Here is a 16533-nt window from a genome sequence, read left to right on the forward strand (position 1 = left end):
TGGCCTCGTCTAGGCCGCCGCAACGAAGGAAGTCCCAAGCATGTCGCTCTCCGAACTCTTCAACCGCCACGAATTCATCGCCCGCCACATCGGTCCGTCCGACGCCGAGCGCGCCGAGATGCTGGCCGCCGTCGGCGCGCCGTCCATCGACGCCTTGATCGACCAGACGCTGCCGGCCGACATCCGCCTGAACCGCCGCCTGGATCTGCCGTCGCCGCAGCCGGAAGCCGAGGCGCTGGCCGCGCTGAAAGCTGTAGCCAGCAAGAACGTGGTCAACAAGTCCTTCATCGGCCTCGGCTACTACCCGGTGCTGACGCCCACCGTCATCCTGCGCAATGTGCTGGAAAATCCGGGCTGGTATACCGCCTACACCCCGTACCAGGCCGAGATCGCCCAGGGCCGTCTGGAAGCGCTGCTGAACTTCCAGCAGATGGTGATCGACCTGACCGGCCTGGAAATGGCCAACGCGTCCTTGCTGGACGAGGCGACCGCCGCCGCCGAGGCGATGGCGATGGCGGGGCGCGTGTCCAAGTCCAAGTCCACCCGCTTCTTCGTCGACAGCCGCGTGCTGCCGCAGACGCTGGACGTGATGAAGACCCGCGCCAAGTACTTCGGCTTCGAACTGGTGCAGGGCCACCCGGAAGAGGCCGGCAACGGCGACTATTTCGGCGCGCTGTTCCAGTATCCGGGCGAGGCCGGCGACCTGATCGACCTGACCCCGTACATCGCCGCGATCAAGGCCAAGGGCGGCGTCGTCGCCGTCGCCGCCGACGTGATGGCGCTGGTGGCCTTGAAGTCGCCGGCCGAAATGGGCGCCGACATCGCCCTGGGCAACACCCAGCGCTTCGGCGTGCCGATGGGCTTCGGCGGCCCGCACGCGGCTTACTTCGCGTTCAAGGACGAGATGAAGCGCTCGGCGCCGGGCCGCATCATAGGCGTGTCCATCGACGCCAAGGGCAAGACCGCGCTGCGCATGGCGCTGCAGACCCGCGAGCAGCACATCCGCCGCGAGAAGGCCAACTCCAACATCTGCACCAGCCAGGTGCTGTTGGCCAATATCGCCGGCCTGTACGCCGTCTACCACGGCGCGGAGGGCGTCAAGCGCATCGCCGCGCGCATCCACCGCCTGGCCGCCATCTTCGCCCATGCTGTGAAGGAGGCCGGCGGCAAGCTGGTGTTCGACCGCTTCTTCGACACCGTGCAGGTGGACGCGCCCAAGGCCGACGCCATCTACGCCGCCGCGCTGGCCGCCGGCTACAATCTGCGCCGCGTCGGCAAGACCGTGCTGGGCGTGGCCTTCCACGAGGCCGCCACCGAGGCGGATCTGGCCAAGCTGATCGAACTGTTCACCGGCAAGTCGGCCGATCTGGCCGCGCTGGACGCCGCCGCCCAGGACGCGATCCCCGCCGCGCTGAAGCGCGAGTCGGCCATCCTGACCCATCCGGTGTTCAACACCCACCATAGCGAGCACGAGATGCTGCGCTATATGAAGAAGCTGGAAAACCGCGACCTGGCGATGAACCACTCGATGATCTCGCTGGGCAGCTGCACGATGAAGCTGAACGCCACCAGCGAGATGATCCCGATCACCTGGCCGGAATTCGCCAATATGCACCCGTTCGCGCCGCGCGAGCAGACCGTCGGCTACCTGCAGCTGATCGAGGGCCTGCAGACGCAGTTGAAGGCGATCACCGGTTTCGACGCGATCTCGATGCAGCCGAACTCCGGCGCCCAGGGCGAATACGCCGGCCTCTTGGCCATCAGCCGTTACCACGAGTCGCGCGGCGAAGGCCACCGCGACATCTGCCTGATCCCGCAATCGGCGCACGGCACCAATCCGGCCACCGCGCAGATGATGAATATGCAGGTGGTGGTGGTGAAGTGCGACGAGGCCGGCAACGTCGACGTGGCGGACCTGAAGGCCAAGGCCGAGCAGCACGCCGCCAATCTGGCGGCGCTGATGATCACCTATCCGTCCACCCACGGCGTGTTCGAGCAGGGCATCAAAGAGATCTGCGAGATCGTCCACGCCCACGGCGGCCAGGTCTATATGGACGGCGCCAACCTGAACGCCCAGGTGGGCCTGACCCGCCCGGCCGACATCGGCGCCGACGTGTCGCACATGAATCTGCACAAGACCTTCTGCATCCCGCACGGTGGCGGCGGGCCGGGCATGGGCCCTATCGGCCTGAAGGCGCACCTGGCGCCGTTCATCGCCAACCACGTGGTGGCGCCGGTGCCGGGCGCGGTGGAAGGCCAGACCGCGGTGTCGGCGGCGCCGTTCGGCTCCGCCTCCATCCTGCCCATCTCCTATATGTACATCGCGATGATGGGCGCGGAAGGCATGAAGCAGGCCACCGAGAACGCGCTGCTGTCGGCCAACTACCTGGCCACCCGTCTGGCCGAGCATTTCCCGGTGCTGTACACCGGCGCCAATGGCCGCGTCGCGCACGAGTGCATCATCGACCTGCGTCCGTTGAAGGCCGCCTCCGGCGTGACCGAGGTGGACGTGGCCAAGCGCCTGATGGACTACGGCTTCCACGCGCCGACGATGAGCTTCCCGGTGCCGGGTACGCTGATGATAGAACCGACCGAGTCCGAGCCCAAGGCCGAGCTCGACCGCTTCATCGCCGCGATGGCGTCCATCCGCGCCGAGATCGCCCAGGTGCAGGACGGCGCGTGGCCGGCGGACAACAACCCGCTCTGCAACGCGCCGCACAGCAAGGCCGACATCGCCGGCGACTGGAACCGTCCGTACAGTCGCGAGCAGGGCTTGTTCCCGCTGCCCTACGTGTTGGAGAACAAGTTCTGGCCTAGCGTGAACCGCATCGACGACGTCTACGGCGACCGCAACGTGGTGTGCAGCTGCCCTAGCGTGGCCGAATACGAATAAGAGCAGCCGCGCCGTCCCGCGCCCCGCAAGGCATGCCGCCTGCGGGGCGCTTTCTTTCTGCGCGCGGGACCGCTCTCCGGAAGAAGGGTCGGCCGCCGGCAGCGAGGCTTTATTCCCAAAATGGATAGGTATTAATACTTAGTTTTTCGGATTGGTAAGTACTAATACTTAGTCGTTTTCTGGCATTTCCCACCCCGTCATGCGGCGTCCGTGCAAATTTGGTCTTCATAAAAATATCAACATTGTCACAATGTCCTATGCTGACTACTACTTATGTAAGTGGTGGTACTTAGTCGACCTGACATCATCTGTCGGCGGGTACTGGTTTTGGCAGGCAGGCAAAGCAGGGGCAAGCGAGATGGGTGCTGCGGATTTTGACGGATACTACCGCAATAACGGTTCTTTCTATGGAGACAAGCCGTCTCCGTTCCTGGTGCATTATCTGGAGAAGTATGGCGTGAAGGGCGCCGGACCCGGTCTGGATCTCGGCTGTGGACAGGGGCGCAACGCGCTGTACCTGGCATCGTGCGGTTTTTCGATGTGCGGCGTCGACGAGTCGTCGGAGGCGGTGGAGCGGCTGAGCGCCCAGGCCGGCGAGCGCCGGCTCGACGTCAGCGCCAAGGTGGTCGATCTGGCCAATCTGGAAATCGAGCCGCGGCGCTATCAGGTCATCGTCGCCAACACCTCGCTCGACCATCTGGACGAGGCTTCCGGTCAGCGGCTGGCGCAGGCGATGATGGACGGGCTGGTGCCGGGCGGCTATCTGTTCGTCTCGGTGTTCATGGTCAACGATCCCGGTTGCGTCGTCGACGGGGGGCAGGCCAGCGAGACCGCCGCCTACGTCCGCCATTACTACCGGCCCGACGAATTGCGCCAGCAGTTCTCGTCGCTGGCGCTGCTGGCCTACCAGGAAGAGTACGCGCTGGATGTCGGACACGGCCTGCCGCACTATCACGGCATCGCCAGGCTGTTCGGCCGCAACGACCAGCTGCGGGCCGCCTGAGACCGGCCGGCACAGGACAAGGCGGGGCGCGGGGCGCTCCGCTTTTTTATTGCCGAAAGCGATAGCCGGCGCTTTAAACGGTCTAAACGGTTCGTAAACGAACCATCTGGATGGGCTACCACCGTGACGCGCACGCGTCGAAATCCACAGCCGCAAGCGATTTGCTTGCTACAATGGCCGCTGCCGCCGCAAGGCGGCGATTGGCATTTTTTGATGGATAAATAAAAGGTTAGCGGCAAGCATGCCGAACAATGAAGCGATCTCCTGGCAGGGGGACAAACTGGATATGCTGGAGGCCCTCAGCTTGCCGGTATGGGTGTTCGATATCGATCACAAGCGTGTGTTCTGGGCCAATGGCGCCGCGCTGCAGTTGTGGGGGGCCGACAGTCTGGCCGAGTTGCGCACCCGCGACATGGCCGCCGACATGTCGGTGTCGGTGGCGCAGCGGCTCGGACAGTATCAGCAGGATTTCGAACGCGACAACGCCGTGTTCACCGAAAGCTGGACGCTGTATCCGAACGGTCTGCCGCAACTGCTGAAAGTGGCGTTCCGCGGCATACGCGCCGAAGGCCGGATGATGATGTTCTGCGAGGCGCAGAACACGCTGAGCGCCGATCCTGCCACGCTGCGCAGCGCCGAGGCGCTGATGCACACCTCGACGCTGATCACGCTGTACGACGGAGCCGGACGGGCGCTGTACCGCAATCCGTCGGCGCGGGCCAAGGTGGCGCACGCCGCCGAGGACTGGCGCGGCCGTTTTCTTCACGACGCGGACTGGCAGGCGTTGAAGCAGGGCGTGGCCGCCGCCGGAGAGGCGCGCCGGCTGGCCCAGGTGCAGACCCGGCTGGGCACGCGCTGGCACGAGATCGCCGCGCGCGCCTGCCGCGACGCGGTATCGGGCCAGGACGCGCTGCTGGTCAGCGAGGTCGACATCACCGACCTCAAGCATGCCGAGGCGCGCGCCAGCTTCCTGGCCAACCACGACGTGCTGACCGGGCTGCCCAACCGCAACGGCATCCGCAGCGAATGCCTGCCTTATCTGCAGCAGGCCCGGCGCAACGGCCGCGAAGTGGCGCTGATGTTCATCGACCTGGATCGTTTCAAGAACGTCAACGATTCGCTGGGCCACGCCAGTGGCGACGAATTGCTGATCAGGATGAGCGGCCGGCTGACGCAGCTGCTCGGTCACGACGACAAGGTGGCGCGCCTGGGCGGCGATGAATTCCTGGTGATGCTGGCGGCGCCGCAGGCCGAGGCCCGGGCCCAGGAGCTGGGGCGTCGCATCCTGCAGAGCCTGGGCATGCCGGTGCGGCTGGGCGGCATGGATGTCAGCGTGTCGGCGTCGATAGGCGTCAGCCTGTGCGGCGACGGCGCGCTCGATATCGAGCAAATGATGCGGCACGCCGATCTGGCGATGTATGCCGCGAAGGACGCCGGACGCAACAATCTGGTGTTCTTCACGCCGGCGCTGGAGGCGCGCAGCCAGGCGCAGCTGGCGCTGGAGCACGACATCCGCCGCGGCCTGGAGCGGGGGGAGTTCGTCGCCCATTTCCAGCCGCGGGTCAATGTCGTCAGCGGCCAGGTCGTCGGGGCGGAGGCATTGGCGCGCTGGCAGCATCCGCAGCGCGGCCTCTTGATGCCGGATACCTTCGTATCCCTGTGCGAGGACTGCGGCATGATTCTGGAGCTGGGCCGGCAGATTCTGCTGCAGGCCGCGCGGCAGCAGCGATCATGGCGCGAACGCGGCCTGGATCTGACGGTGTCGGTCAACCTGTCGGCCTGCCAGTTCGTCGATCCGTCGCTGCCGGCGCTGGTGGCTCAGGTCATCGCCGACAGCGGCTGCCAGCCGGAAAGGCTGGAATTGGAAATCACCGAATCGGTGCTGCTGGGCCACGACGAGCAGACCATGCGCACGCTGCAGGCGCTGCGCGACCAGGGCGTGCGCATCGCCGTCGACGATTTCGGCACCGGTTATTCCAATCTGGCCTATCTGCAGCGCTACCCGCTGACCTCGCTGAAGATAGATCGATCCTTCATCGCCGATCTCGACGAAAAACCGGCGATCACCGAGCTGATCACCACGCTGTGCCGGATGATGGGCCTGAACATGGTGGCGGAGGGCGTGGAGACGCCGCGGCAACTGCAATGGCTGGCCGCGCGCGGCTGCCAGGAGTACCAGGGTTTCCTGTGCAGCCCGGCGCTGCCGGCGGCGGCGTTTACGCAATTATTGCTGTGAGGGCGAGGCCGGGCGGCGGCCGCTGCCTGAACAGGCTCTTATATCAATATGTGGATTAAATCGTGGTCTTTATCCCGCTGTTGGCTTAACCTAGGGCGGTTAATGCGCACGGCATCACCGCCGCGCGCCGCAAGGAGAAAACCATGAAGATTCCGCGCCTCGCCTTGCTGGCGGCCTTGCTGCCGCTAGCCGCCGTCGCCAGGCCGCTGACCGTCTGCACCGACGCCAATCCGGAAGGCTTCGACGTGGTGCAGTACAACTCGCTGGTCACCACCAATGCCTCGGCCGACGTGCTGATGAACCGGCTGGTCGAGTACGACGCCGCCAGCGGCAAGCTGCGGCCCAGCCTGGCGCGCAGCTGGGACGTCGGCGCCGACGGCTTGAGCTATACCTTCCATCTGCGCGCCGACGCCGCTTTCCACACGACCGATTATTTCAAGCCGACGCGCAAGTTGAACGCCGACGACGTGGTGTTCAGCTTCGAGCGCATGCTCAATCCGGAACATCCCTGGTACAAGACGGCGCCCTCCGGCTATCCGCATGCGCAGGCGATGCAGTTTCCGAAGCTGATCAAGGCGGTGCGCAAGCTGGACGCGCAGACGGTGCGCTTCGAGCTCAATTATCCGGAAGCGACCTTCCTGTCCAGCCTGACGATGGGCTTCGCCTCGATCTATTCCGCCGAATACGCGGCGCAGCTGCTGGCGGCGGGCAGGACGGCCGAACTGAACAGCAAGCCGATAGGCACCGGCCCCTTCGTGTTCAAGAGTTTCGCCAAGGACGCGCTGGTGCGCTACCTGCCCAATCCCTCTTATTTCGGCGGCAAGCCCAAGGTGTCCGGACTGATCTACGCGATCACGCCGGATTCCAGCGTCAGGTTGCAGAAGCTGCGCGCCGGCGAATGCCAGATCGCGCTGTCGCCGAAGCCGCAGGACGTCGAGGCCGCCAAGTCCGACGCCCGGCTGCAGTTGTTGAGCACGCCGGCCTTTATGACCGCCTTTGTCGCCTTCAACAGCCAGAAGAAGCCGTTGGACAATCCGCTGGTGCGGCAGGCGATCAATCTCGCCTTCGACAAGAGCCATTATCTGAAAGTGGTGTTCGACAACACCGCGACGCCGGCCAATCTGATCTACCCGCTGAATACCTGGAGCTACGACAAATCCGTCAAGCCTTACCCTCATGATCCCGCTCAGGCCAGGAAGCTGCTGGCGCAGGCCGGCTATCCGAACGGCTTCGACGTCTCGGTATGGGTGCGGCCGGGCGGGAGCACGCTGAATCCGAATCCGAAGGCCGGGGCCGAGCTGCTGCAGGCCGATCTGGCCAAGGTCGGCATCCGCCTGCAGATCAAGGTGCTGGAATGGGGCGAGCTGATCAGGCGCGGCAAGGCCGGCGAGCATGAGATGCTGTTCATGGGCTGGGCCGGCGACAATGGCGATCCCGACAACTTCCTGACGCCGCAGTTTTCCTGCCCCGCTGTCCAGTCCGGCACCAATTTCGCCCGCTATTGCGAACCCCGGCTGGACAAGCTGATCGCCGACGGCAAGAAGACCAGCGATTTCAAGGCCAGGACCAAGCTGTACCAAGCGGCGCAGCGCATCGTCCATGATCAGGCCTTGTGGCTGCCGCTGGCCCATCCGACCGCCTTCGCGCTGGCGCGGCGGGAAGTGGCGGGCTTCGCGGCCAATCCTTACGGGCGCGTCAGCTTTGCCGCCGCCAGTCTGAAGTGACAGTTGGCAAAATAAAAACCGATCAATCCCTCTCTTTTTTGCGGTATGCTTGTCCTGGCGCAAGCGGCGGAGCCGGATGCCGGCCGATAATCGGCGACGGTTTCCGGCGCGGCCCGCGCCGCCGCCGATGCCGCCGAGAAGCAAGTTGCATATTGCCTGTCCGCTTTTGGTAGTATTGCTGTAGTGGCCGCTTGCGTTGCGGCCACCAGGAGAGAGAGGAGCGCCTGGCGTTTGGCGTGTCTTGCTTGTTCTTAGAATGTGCCCGCCCGCGTTGCGCGGCCGCTTGCGCGCAGCATGCCGGCGGGACGATAAATGATAAAACAATAGATGCAAACCAGACGAACACAGCAAAGCCGCAGGGAGTCCACCATAGGCAAGTTGGTGGAGGCGGCGATAGAGTGCCTGATGGAGAGCGGTTACCACGGCACCAGCGTACAGCTGATCTGCGGCCGCGCCGGCGTGTCCCAGGGGGCGTTGTTCCGCCATTTCGCGACGAAGAACGAGCTGATGCAGCCGGTCGGACGCAAGGTGGTCGACGACATCTTCGACGCCGCGCTGGGCCTGGCCAGCCAGCTGCCGGCCAGCATGCCGGAGGAGGAGCGCATCGTGGCTCTGATGAAGGCGCTGGTGATGTCGCCGCGCCACATCGTGCTGCTGGAGCTGTTGATGGCCGCGCGCACGACGCCGGATCTGCGGGACATCTTCCTCGGCAGCTCCAGCACCTATTTCCGCGACCGTTTCGTCGCGATGATGGCCTCGCTGTTTCCCCGCTACGCCATCTCCACCGGCTTTTTCGCCACGCTGCTGACGATGATGACGACGATGCACGGCATGGCGCTGTACCGCACGCTGTCCGAGCATCCGGACGGCGACCGCATGCGCGAGCAGTGGCTGCAGGCGGCCTTGAAGGCCGAGCTGGAGCGGATACGGCAGGAGGGGGCGGACACCCGCAACCCGGTCTATCAGCTGCCGTTCTGAGCGGACCTGGAATCCAGACCGCTCCTCCCTACGGGGAGGGGCGGTTTTTCATTTGCCGCTCGAGCAGGCCGGGGCCAGATCCGGCAGCGTCTGCAGCGCGGCGTCCGGATGGTCGGAGGGAATGCTGCCTATCACCAGGCGGCAGGTCTTGTCGTCGAGACTGACATCCAGCATCGCCTCGTAGTCCGTTCCCGCCTGAGGCGTGAATTTGACCGCCTGCGTGTTGCAATACCAGCCGCCGGCATCGCCGAAGGCGGCGGTCACCGTCGCGATCTTGCCGGCGGGAAGCCGGTATTCCTGATAGTAAGCCGCGGAAAACAGCGTGCTTCTGGCCGACAGGCCGCGGCTATTCGGCGTTTCCGGCATGCCTATGCTTTTGTTGCTGGACAGGTGCAGGAAGGATTTGAACGCGTGCGATTCGACGATGCCGCCATGGTTGCCGAAGCGCGAAGCGCGGTAGCAATCGCGGCCTGGAAACAGGCCCAGCGTCACGCCATTCTGTTGGAAGACGCGGATTCTGGCGGAGTCGTCCGGCGGAGCGGCACCATCGGCGCGGCTGACGGCGGGCAGTAGCAGCGCGGCCAGGACGAGGGTGGTCAGTGGTATTTTCATATCAGGTCTCGCGAATGCAAAAAGACCCGCCGAAGCGGGTCTTTTCGTTTCTACGTTCGCGGGTTCTTGCGTCGAACCGTTGAATTAGAAGCTGTGAATCATGTTCACGCCGAAGGCCTTGATCTTGTCTTCGCCGTTGTTCACCAGGACAGCTGCGTTGTCTTCCAGCTTGATCTGGCCGTATTGCGCGCCGATGGTGGTGCGCTTGGACAGAGCGTAGTCAACGCCCAGCACGAATTGCTTGTAGCCGGTGTCGTTCAGCTTGTAGCTGCCGGCTTTGATGTCCTGGCCTTGAGCGTAGGTGAACTTCGGAGTGAAGGCGCCCAGCGTGTAAGCGGCGGTCAGGGCGTATTCGGTCGACTTCAGCGAAGCGTTGTTGCCGATCAGCGGAGCTGCGGCGTCAACTTCTTGCTGAATGGCAGCAACCTGTGCCTTGGTGGCCAGAGCGCTCAGGTGGGTCGACGAAACGTCGCCCTTCGATTGCTTGTAGCCCAGACCGACGAACAGGTTGTTGGCGTTGTAGCCGACTTCCAGCTGATGCTTGTCGTTGGCAACGCTAACCTTGGATTCGTGGGTGTAGCTGTACTTGCCGAAGAAGCCGCTGTTCTCGTAACCCAGGCCCAGGACGCTGGTTTCGCGATCGCTGGTGTTGGCGGTCTTGTCTTCCTTGGCGCCGTATTGCAGCGAGGCGGTCAGGCCCGGAACCACGGCCGGCAGGTCGTAGCGCACGGAGTTCTTCAGGCGGGTGTTGTCGCGGGTGAAGATGCCCAGGCCCAGCGCGTTGCTGTTGTACTGCCATACGTCAACAGTGCCCATGTCGCTGTCGCCGTAGTTGGAGATGTTGCCCAGACGCAGGGTACCCAGGCTGCTTTGCAGGCCAACGAAGGAGTTGCGGTTGGCGAAGGTACCGGAGTTGGAGCCAGAGTAGGTGCCGTCAGCAGAGCTGCCGCTGTGGCCGCCGTCGATGGCGAAGCCGGTTTCAACTTGCCAGATAGCCTTCAGGCCGCTGCCCAGATCTTCCGAACCCTTGAAGCCGATGCGGGAACCCAGGTCGTCGATATTGGTTTTCTTGGTAACGCCGTTGTCGACGTTCTCAACGCCAGCCTTCAGGGTGCCGTAGATGGTCACGTCAGCGAATGCGGCGGCCGGCAGGGTGGCTACCAGCAGGGCGATCAGACTTTTTTTCATGGTCAAGTCATCCTTTTTTAGGTTTAGGAATGTGAGCAAATGCTATTGGCTGGGTTGTGGGAATGCAACTTAAGCGAGCCGATTGTGTTGCTATCAAGCAACTAATGTCGCTGTTTTCTCGAGGCGATGTTCGTTTTTGTATGTTGTAACCGTTTGAATGGTATGGGGTATTACTGTGCGGGTGGGGAAGTTTTGGGGGTGTGGTAAAAAAGAGTCACAATGAGGCATTGGCTTGCTTGTTGCGGCATTCGCGCGGACTTTGAGGTCGGCCCGGCAAAAAAACAGCCCGCTTTTGTCGAGCGGGCCGGAAAATCAACGTGACTTGAAGTGAATCCAGCAGGCGCGGATTGCATCCACTTGAATTCGCTTACGATCATCTTAAAAGAAAGCATCGACTATGTAAATTGAGCGGATACTCGACTTACTTGGCTTGTTGATATGCGAAGTGTCTACAAGGCATTGGTTTTAAATGGAAATATTTTTCGCGATTCATTCCTGTCAATATTGTGCATGTTCAGATCTGATGTTTTTTTGCGACGCTCGCGCGGCGCGGGCATCATGGCGGCGATGCCGGAGCGAGGCCGGGTCGTGGTGGATGCCGAAACGAAGAGGTATATAAAGGTATGCAGACTCTGACAGTGGTGGGGGCGGGGCGCCTGGGCGGCAGCGTGGCCAGGCTGGCCCATTTGTCCGGGCAATATCAAGTGCTCGATGTGGTCGGGCGGCGGCCGGAGCCGCTGCGGCTGGCTTGCGAGTTCATCGGCGCCGGCCGGGCGACGACCGATCTTGGCCGGCTGCGGCCGGCCGACTTCTACCTGCTGTCGGTGCCGGATGGCGAGATCGCCTCGTGCGCCGGCGAGCTGGCCGCGGCCGCGGTGATGCCGGCCGGCTGCGTGGCCTTTCACGCCAGCGGCGCCGGGGAGGCGGCGTTGCTGGCGCCGCTGGCCGAGCGGGGCGTGTTGACGGCCAGCCTGCATCCGGCGTTCTCCTTCGCCGATCCCGGCCGGGCGGTAGCCGATTTCGCCGGCACCTTGTGCGCGCTGGAGGGTGACGAGGAGGCTTGCCTGCGGCTGGAGGCATTGGCGCGGGCATTGGGCGGGCAGCCGTTCCGGCTGGCGCCGGGCGGCAAGGCGGCCTACCACGCCGGCCTGTCGGTGGCGTCGAACTTTCTGGTGGCCTTGACGGCGATGGCGCAGCAGCTGACGGCTTGCGCGGGGGTGCCGGCGGAGCTGGCGCAGCCGCTGCTGGGCGGCCTGATGCGGCAGACGCTGGAGAATGCGCTGGCGCTGGGGCCGCGTGACGCGCTGACGGGCCCCATCGTGCGCGGCGATGTCGGCACTGTCGAGCGCCATCTGGCGGCGCTCGGCGATGCCGAGCTGGCGGCGGCCTACCGCGCGCTGGGCCGGCAGACCGTGGCGCTGGCCGGCGACAGGCTGTCGGATCCGGTGCGCCGGCGCTTGCTGGCGCTGCTCTACTGAGCGCGTATGCTGAACACCTGGCGCAGGTAGGCGAGGAAGGTCTCGTCGCTGCACATGGTCTTGCCGGGGCTGTCCGACAGCTTGGCCACCGGCTGGCCGTTGCAGCTGACCAGCTTCAGCACGATCTGCAGCGGCTCCAGTCCCATGTCGTTGGTGAAGTGGGTGCCGATGCCGAAGCTGACCTGGATGTGCGGGCTGAAGTGGCGCTGCAGTTCCAGCGCGCTGTCTATGCTGAGGCCGTCGCTGAACGTCAGCATCTTGGCGGCCGGGTCTATGCGCAACTTGCGGTAATGGGCGATCGCCTTCTCGCCCCAGACGTAGGGGTCGCCGCTGTCGTGTCGCAGACCATCGAACAGTTTGGCGAAGTAGAGGTCGAAGTCGGCGAGGAAGGCGTCCATGCCGACGACGTCGGTCAGCGCGATGCCGAGGTCGCCGCGGTATTCCTGCACCCATGACTCCAGCGCCGCCTTCTGGAAGTCCCTGAGCCGCACGCCCAGTGCCTGGAAGGCCTGGAAGAATTCGTGCGCCATCGTGCCGATAGGCGTGATGCCGAGCTGGCGCGCCAGGTAGACGTTGCTGGTGCCGCGGAAGATCTGCGGCAGCGCGCGGTTCAGTCTCTCGACCACGTGGGCCTGCCAGGCTCGGCTGAAGCGGCGGCGGGTGCCGAAGTCGGCGATCAACAGCGGGAAGCGCTGCTCCGGCGCCTCGTCGCGCAGGAAGCGTTCCAGCGTGGCGATCTTGGCTTCGAGCCGGCGATGGCCCTCGGCGCGCACCGTCTCGCCGTCCAGCGGACGGAAATACAGTTCGTTGACGATGGCCAGCACGAAAATCTCGAAGAACATCGCCTGCACCATGGGCCCCTTGATGCGGATGGCCAGCTGTTCGCCTTCCTCGTCGACGCTGATGAAGCGGCGCTGCAGGTGGAACAGTTCCAGGTAGTCGACGAAATCGCTCTTGATGAAGCGCAGGCCGCGCAGATAATCCAGCTCGTCCTGGCTGAAGCGCAACTCGCACAGCAGGTCCAGCTGGGCTTCCAACTGGGCCTTCAGCTGGGACAGCGGCGTGTCCGGGTGGTTGCGGCAACGGAACTCGTACTCGCCGTGCGCGGCCGGGAACTGGTGCAGCACCACCTGCAGCATCGTGAACTTGTACAGGTCGGTGTCCAGCAGCGACCGGATGATGGGTGTGGTCTTGGGCATGGCGGTCAGGCGGCGTGGATCACGAAGATGGCCGGGCGCTTGTGCAGGTCGGGCGGATTTTGCGGCCAGTCCTGCACGCGGTGGCTGACGATGGTCTGCGTCGGCAAGGTCAGATCGCAGGCTACCGCGAGCCGGGTCGACGGCGCCAGCGCTTCGCGCAATTGCGCGAGCAGCGCGTTGTTGCGGTACGGCGTTTCGATGAACAGCTGGGTCTCGTCGTTCTTGCGTGAACGCTGCTCCAGCTCCTTGACCAGCCTGGCCTTTTCCGCGGCGTCCACCGGCAGGTAGCCGTGGAAGGCGAAGCGCTGGCCGTTGGCGCCGCTGGCCATCAGCGCCAGCAGTATCGACGACGGGCCGATCAGCGGCTCGACGCGGATGCCGTGGCGGTGGGCCAGCGCCACCAGTTGCGCGCCGGGGTCCGCCACCGCCGGGCAGCCGGCCTCGGAGATCAGGCCGACGTCGTGGCCGGCCTTCAGCGGCGCCAGCAGCGCGGCGACGTCCGCTTCCTTGGTATGCTCGTTCAGCGTGCCCATGACAAGCTCGCGGATCGGCGTCGTCACGCCCAGCGCTTTCAGATGCTTGCGCGCGGTCTTTTCCGCCTCGACGACGAAGTGGACGAGGTGGGCGACTTTGGTCCGCTCGCCCTCGGGCAGCCAGGCGACGTTTTCGTCGCCGAGCGGCGCGGGGATCAGAAACAGGGTGCCGCTCATTGCAGCACCTCCACGCCCTCGTTGGCCAGCATGGTGATCAGCTGGAACAGCGGCACGCCGATCAGCGCGTTCGGGTCGTCCGATTCCACTTTTTCCAGCAGCGCGCCGCCGAGGCCCTCGCTTTTGGCGCTACCGGCGCAGTGGAGCGCGTCCGGCTCGCGGGCGAGGTAGTTGCGGATCTGCGCTTCGGTCAGGTGGCGCAGCGTGACGCGGGTGATGCCGACGCACTCTTGTAGCCGGCCGCTGTCGCTGTTGTACAACGCCAGCGCCGAGTGGAAGATCACGGTGCGGCCGCTCATCCACTTCAGCATTTCCACGCCCTGCTCGAAGCCGCCGGGCTTGCCTATCTGCCTGCCGTCCAGCAGCGCCACCTGGTCGGAGCCTATGATCAGCGCGCCGGGATGCTTGCCGGCCAGCGACTGGGCCTTGGTGCGGGCCAGGCGCACCGCGGTTTCCAGCGCGGTCTCGCCGGGCAGCGGCGTCTCGTCGCAGATCGGCGGTTCGGCGCTGAACGGCAGGCCCAGGCGGGCGATGATTTCTTGGCGGTAGCGGGAAGTGGAAGCCAGTACGATGTGCATGTTTCGGGCCTGGTGGCGGCCGGGCCGGGCGCCGGGCGGGCGCCGCTTCGGCCCTGCCTTGTTTCTTTTGACAAATCAGGGGAATGGATTGTACCATGCGGAGTTTATGTCTAAACCGATTTTGATCGATCCGCTCAAGTTCGCCCGGGAAGGGCGTTCGCTGTCCGGCCTGATGCCGGTCGGCGAACTCGACGAGCGCGTGCACAGCGACCTGTCCGATACCTCTGGCGAGGTGTCGTACCAGTTCGAAGGCTTTCGTGACGAACTGCAGCGCTATGCGCTGCGCATCCGGCTGGATGCACAACTGAACGTCACTTGCCAGCGCTGCCTGGACGGCATGCCGTTCAGCCTGAACACCGATTCGGTGCTCACGCTGTTTACCAGTCAGGAAAAGCTGGACGAGGCCTGCGAACTCGACGAGGGGCTGGACGCCGTGCTCGCCGAAGCCGAACTCGACGTGACTGCGCTGATCGAAGACGAAATCATCATGGGCTTGCCGCACTCGCCGAAACACGACGAATGCGGCAGGGATACTCTCTCGCTCGCCAAGGCTGACAAGCCCAACCCGTTTGCGGTGCTGGCGGCGCTTAAGAGACCCAAGTCCGAGTAACCCGGATTCGTATTAGAATCTACTTGAATTTCTTAGGAGTCGACCATGGCTGTTCAACAGAACAAAAAGTCCCCGTCCAAGCGCGGCATGCATCGTGCACACGATTTTCTGACCGCTCCGGCCCTGGCAGTTGAAGCCAGCACCGGCGAAGCCCACCTGCGTCACCACATCAGCCCGAACGGCTTCTACCGTGGCCGCAAGGTCGTGAAGACCAAGGGCGAGTAATCTCCCCGCGTTTTCACTTCCTTTCCTTTTTTGGTAGGTACTTTTACCGCAATCGTTGATGACTATCACCGTCGCGGTTGATGCTATGGGCGGTGACGTTGGCCTCAAGGTTACCGTCCCGGCATCGATCCAATTCCTGCAAGACCACCCCGACACCCATCTGATTCTCGTAGGCGACCAGCCGGCCCTGGAGGCTGAACTGGCCCTGCACGCGGGCGCCGTGCGTGAGCGCATCCTCATCCAGCATGCCACCCAGGTGGTGGGCATGGACGAGGCGCCTCAGCTCGCCCTGAAGAACAAGAAGGATTCGTCTATGAGGGTGGCGATCAATCTGGTCAAGGAAGGCAAGGCGCAGGCCGCCGTGTCCGCCGGCAACACCGGCGCGCTGATGGCTACCGCCCGCTTCGTCCTGAAGACCATTCCCGGCATCGACCGTCCCGCCATCGCCAAGCTGCTGCCCAATGTCAAGGGCACTTCCTGCGTGCTGGATCTGGGCGCCAACGTCGATTGCACCCCGGAACAACTGTTGCAGTTCGGCATCATGGGCGCCGAGCTGATGGCCTGCCTGCAAGGCCAGACCAATCCTTCCGTCGGCCTGCTGAACATCGGCAGCGAGGACATCAAGGGTAACGACAATATCAAGAAGACTGCCGAGCTGTTGCGCCAGTCGGAGCTGAATTTCTACGGCAATGTGGAAGGCGACGACATCTGCAAGGGCACGACGGATGTGGTAGTCTGCGACGGTTTTACCGGCAATGTGGCGCTGAAGACAGCTGAGGGGCTGGCGCACATGTTCGCCGTTTTCCTGAAGGAAGAGTTCGGTCGCAGCTGGTGGACGCGCCTGTGCGCGCTGGCCGCGCTGCCGGTGCTGGCTCTCTTCAAGAAACGCATCGATCCGCGCCGCTACAACGGGGCCAGCTTGCTGGGCCTGCGCGGCATCGTGGTGAAAAGCCACGGCGGCGCCGATGTCACAGGATTCCGTTACGCGTTGGCGCAGGCATGCGAGGAGGCCGGCTCCGACGTGATTGCTCACATTGCCGAGCGGATTGCTAAACAATTAGATAATCTCAAGCAGTCCGAGGCAGAAGCGAACTGACAA

14 protein-coding genes are annotated in these 16533 nt (G+C 64.1%); 9 read left to right on the forward strand and 5 right to left on the reverse strand.

Translation table 11 applies throughout. The annotated features are described in order from the left end of the window. Positions 1-40 precede the first annotated feature (40 nt). The 5 genes from gcvP (at position 41) to WNM05_RS07270 (ending at position 8834) form a co-directional block, all read left to right on the forward strand. Positions 41-2893 (forward strand): aminomethyl-transferring glycine dehydrogenase, encoded by a 2853-nt coding sequence (gene gcvP, locus WNM05_RS07250; RefSeq protein WP_434633752.1) that lies wholly within the window; start codon positions 41-43, stop codon positions 2891-2893. Between the two features lie 358 nt (positions 2894-3251). Further along, entirely contained in the window at positions 3252-3896 is a 645-nt protein-coding gene (locus WNM05_RS07255; protein ID WP_434633753.1) for a class I SAM-dependent methyltransferase, read from the forward strand. Between the two features lie 241 nt (positions 3897-4137). Further along, positions 4138-6132 (forward strand): putative bifunctional diguanylate cyclase/phosphodiesterase, encoded by a 1995-nt coding sequence (locus tag WNM05_RS07260; protein ID WP_434633754.1) that lies wholly within the window; start codon positions 4138-4140, stop codon positions 6130-6132. Positions 6133-6275: 143 nt separating this feature from the next. After that, positions 6276-7856, forward strand: coding sequence for an ABC transporter substrate-binding protein (locus WNM05_RS07265; RefSeq protein WP_434633756.1), 1581 nt, complete (start codon positions 6276-6278; stop codon positions 7854-7856). Positions 7857-8183: 327 nt separating this feature from the next. Further along, positions 8184-8834, forward strand: coding sequence for a TetR/AcrR family transcriptional regulator (locus WNM05_RS07270; RefSeq protein ID WP_434633758.1), 651 nt, complete (start codon positions 8184-8186; stop codon positions 8832-8834). 48 nt (positions 8835-8882) lie between these two features. Here WNM05_RS07270 and WNM05_RS07275 read toward each other — a convergent pair whose 3' ends face one another. Continuing rightward, positions 8883-9446: a hypothetical protein gene (locus WNM05_RS07275; protein WP_434633759.1), complete on the reverse strand. Its 564-nt coding sequence runs from the start codon at positions 9444-9446 to the stop codon at positions 8883-8885. Between the two features lie 84 nt (positions 9447-9530). After that, positions 9531-10634: a porin gene (locus WNM05_RS07280; protein WP_434633761.1), complete on the reverse strand. Its 1104-nt coding sequence runs from the start codon at positions 10632-10634 to the stop codon at positions 9531-9533. Positions 10635-11257: 623 nt separating this feature from the next. Between WNM05_RS07280 and WNM05_RS07285 the strand changes: the two genes are divergently transcribed. Next, a complete protein-coding gene (locus WNM05_RS07285) occupies positions 11258-12112 on the forward strand; it encodes a Rossmann-like and DUF2520 domain-containing protein (protein WP_434633763.1) in 855 nt (284 codons plus the stop codon). Here WNM05_RS07285 and pncB read toward each other — a convergent pair. The 3 genes from pncB to WNM05_RS07300 are packed head-to-tail and all read right to left on the reverse strand — an operon-like array spanning position 12106 to position 14599. Next, a complete protein-coding gene (gene pncB, locus WNM05_RS07290) occupies positions 12106-13311 on the reverse strand; it encodes a nicotinate phosphoribosyltransferase (protein WP_434633764.1) in 1206 nt (401 codons plus the stop codon). The genes WNM05_RS07285 and pncB overlap by 7 nt on opposite strands. A 5-nt stretch (positions 13312-13316) precedes the next feature. Beyond that, positions 13317-14021, reverse strand: coding sequence for an SAM-dependent methyltransferase (locus tag WNM05_RS07295; RefSeq protein WP_434633765.1), 705 nt, complete (start codon positions 14019-14021; stop codon positions 13317-13319). Continuing rightward, complete coding sequence (locus tag WNM05_RS07300) at positions 14018-14599, reverse strand: Maf family protein (RefSeq protein WP_434633767.1); 582 nt, start codon at positions 14597-14599, stop codon at positions 14018-14020. The genes WNM05_RS07295 and WNM05_RS07300 overlap by 4 nt, the downstream gene beginning before the upstream one ends. A 106-nt stretch (positions 14600-14705) precedes the next feature. Here WNM05_RS07300 and WNM05_RS07305 point away from each other — a divergent pair, with 106 nt between their 5' ends. From WNM05_RS07305 to plsX, 3 genes are read left to right on the forward strand one after another with little or no spacing between them, the layout of a single operon-like run. Next, positions 14706-15209: a YceD family protein gene (locus tag WNM05_RS07305; protein WP_434633768.1), complete on the forward strand. Its 504-nt coding sequence runs from the start codon at positions 14706-14708 to the stop codon at positions 15207-15209. A gap of 45 nt (positions 15210-15254) precedes the next feature. Then, complete coding sequence (rpmF, locus tag WNM05_RS07310; RefSeq protein ID WP_011136965.1) at positions 15255-15434, forward strand: 50S ribosomal protein L32; 180 nt, start codon at positions 15255-15257, stop codon at positions 15432-15434. Positions 15435-15492: 58 nt separating this feature from the next. Continuing rightward, entirely contained in the window at positions 15493-16530 is a 1038-nt protein-coding gene (gene plsX / locus WNM05_RS07315) for a phosphate acyltransferase PlsX (protein WP_434633771.1), read from the forward strand. Positions 16531-16533 lie beyond the last annotated feature (3 nt).

It is taken from the genome of Chromobacterium sp. CV08 (assembly GCF_051129845.1).
Lineage (GTDB): Bacteria > Pseudomonadota > Gammaproteobacteria > Burkholderiales > Chromobacteriaceae > Chromobacterium.

Bases quoted from the DNA above. Each gene is read 5' to 3' on its own strand.
- gcvP (WP_434633752.1), top strand. From the start codon at position 41: ATGTCGCTCTCCGAACTCTTCAACCGCCACGAATTCATCGCCCGCCAC.
- WNM05_RS07255 (WP_434633753.1), top strand. From the start codon at position 3,252: ATGGGTGCTGCGGATTTTGACGGATACTACCGCAATAACGGTTCTTTC.
- WNM05_RS07260 (WP_434633754.1), top strand. From the start codon at position 4,138: ATGCCGAACAATGAAGCGATCTCCTGGCAGGGGGACAAACTGGATATG.
- WNM05_RS07265 (WP_434633756.1), top strand. From the start codon at position 6,276: ATGAAGATTCCGCGCCTCGCCTTGCTGGCGGCCTTGCTGCCGCTAGCC.
- WNM05_RS07270 (WP_434633758.1), top strand. From the start codon at position 8,184: ATGCAAACCAGACGAACACAGCAAAGCCGCAGGGAGTCCACCATAGGC.
- WNM05_RS07275 (WP_434633759.1), bottom strand. From the start codon at position 9,446: ATGAAAATACCACTGACCACCCTCGTCCTGGCCGCGCTGCTACTGCCC.
- WNM05_RS07280 (WP_434633761.1), bottom strand. From the start codon at position 10,634: ATGAAAAAAAGTCTGATCGCCCTGCTGGTAGCCACCCTGCCGGCCGCC.
- WNM05_RS07285 (WP_434633763.1), top strand. From the start codon at position 11,258: ATGCAGACTCTGACAGTGGTGGGGGCGGGGCGCCTGGGCGGCAGCGTG.
- pncB (WP_434633764.1), bottom strand. From the start codon at position 13,311: ATGCCCAAGACCACACCCATCATCCGGTCGCTGCTGGACACCGACCTG.
- WNM05_RS07295 (WP_434633765.1), bottom strand. From the start codon at position 14,021: ATGAGCGGCACCCTGTTTCTGATCCCCGCGCCGCTCGGCGACGAAAAC.
- WNM05_RS07300 (WP_434633767.1), bottom strand. From the start codon at position 14,599: ATGCACATCGTACTGGCTTCCACTTCCCGCTACCGCCAAGAAATCATC.
- WNM05_RS07305 (WP_434633768.1), top strand. From the start codon at position 14,706: ATGTCTAAACCGATTTTGATCGATCCGCTCAAGTTCGCCCGGGAAGGG.
- rpmF (WP_011136965.1), top strand. From the start codon at position 15,255: ATGGCTGTTCAACAGAACAAAAAGTCCCCGTCCAAGCGCGGCATGCAT.
- plsX (WP_434633771.1), top strand. From the start codon at position 15,493: ATGACTATCACCGTCGCGGTTGATGCTATGGGCGGTGACGTTGGCCTC.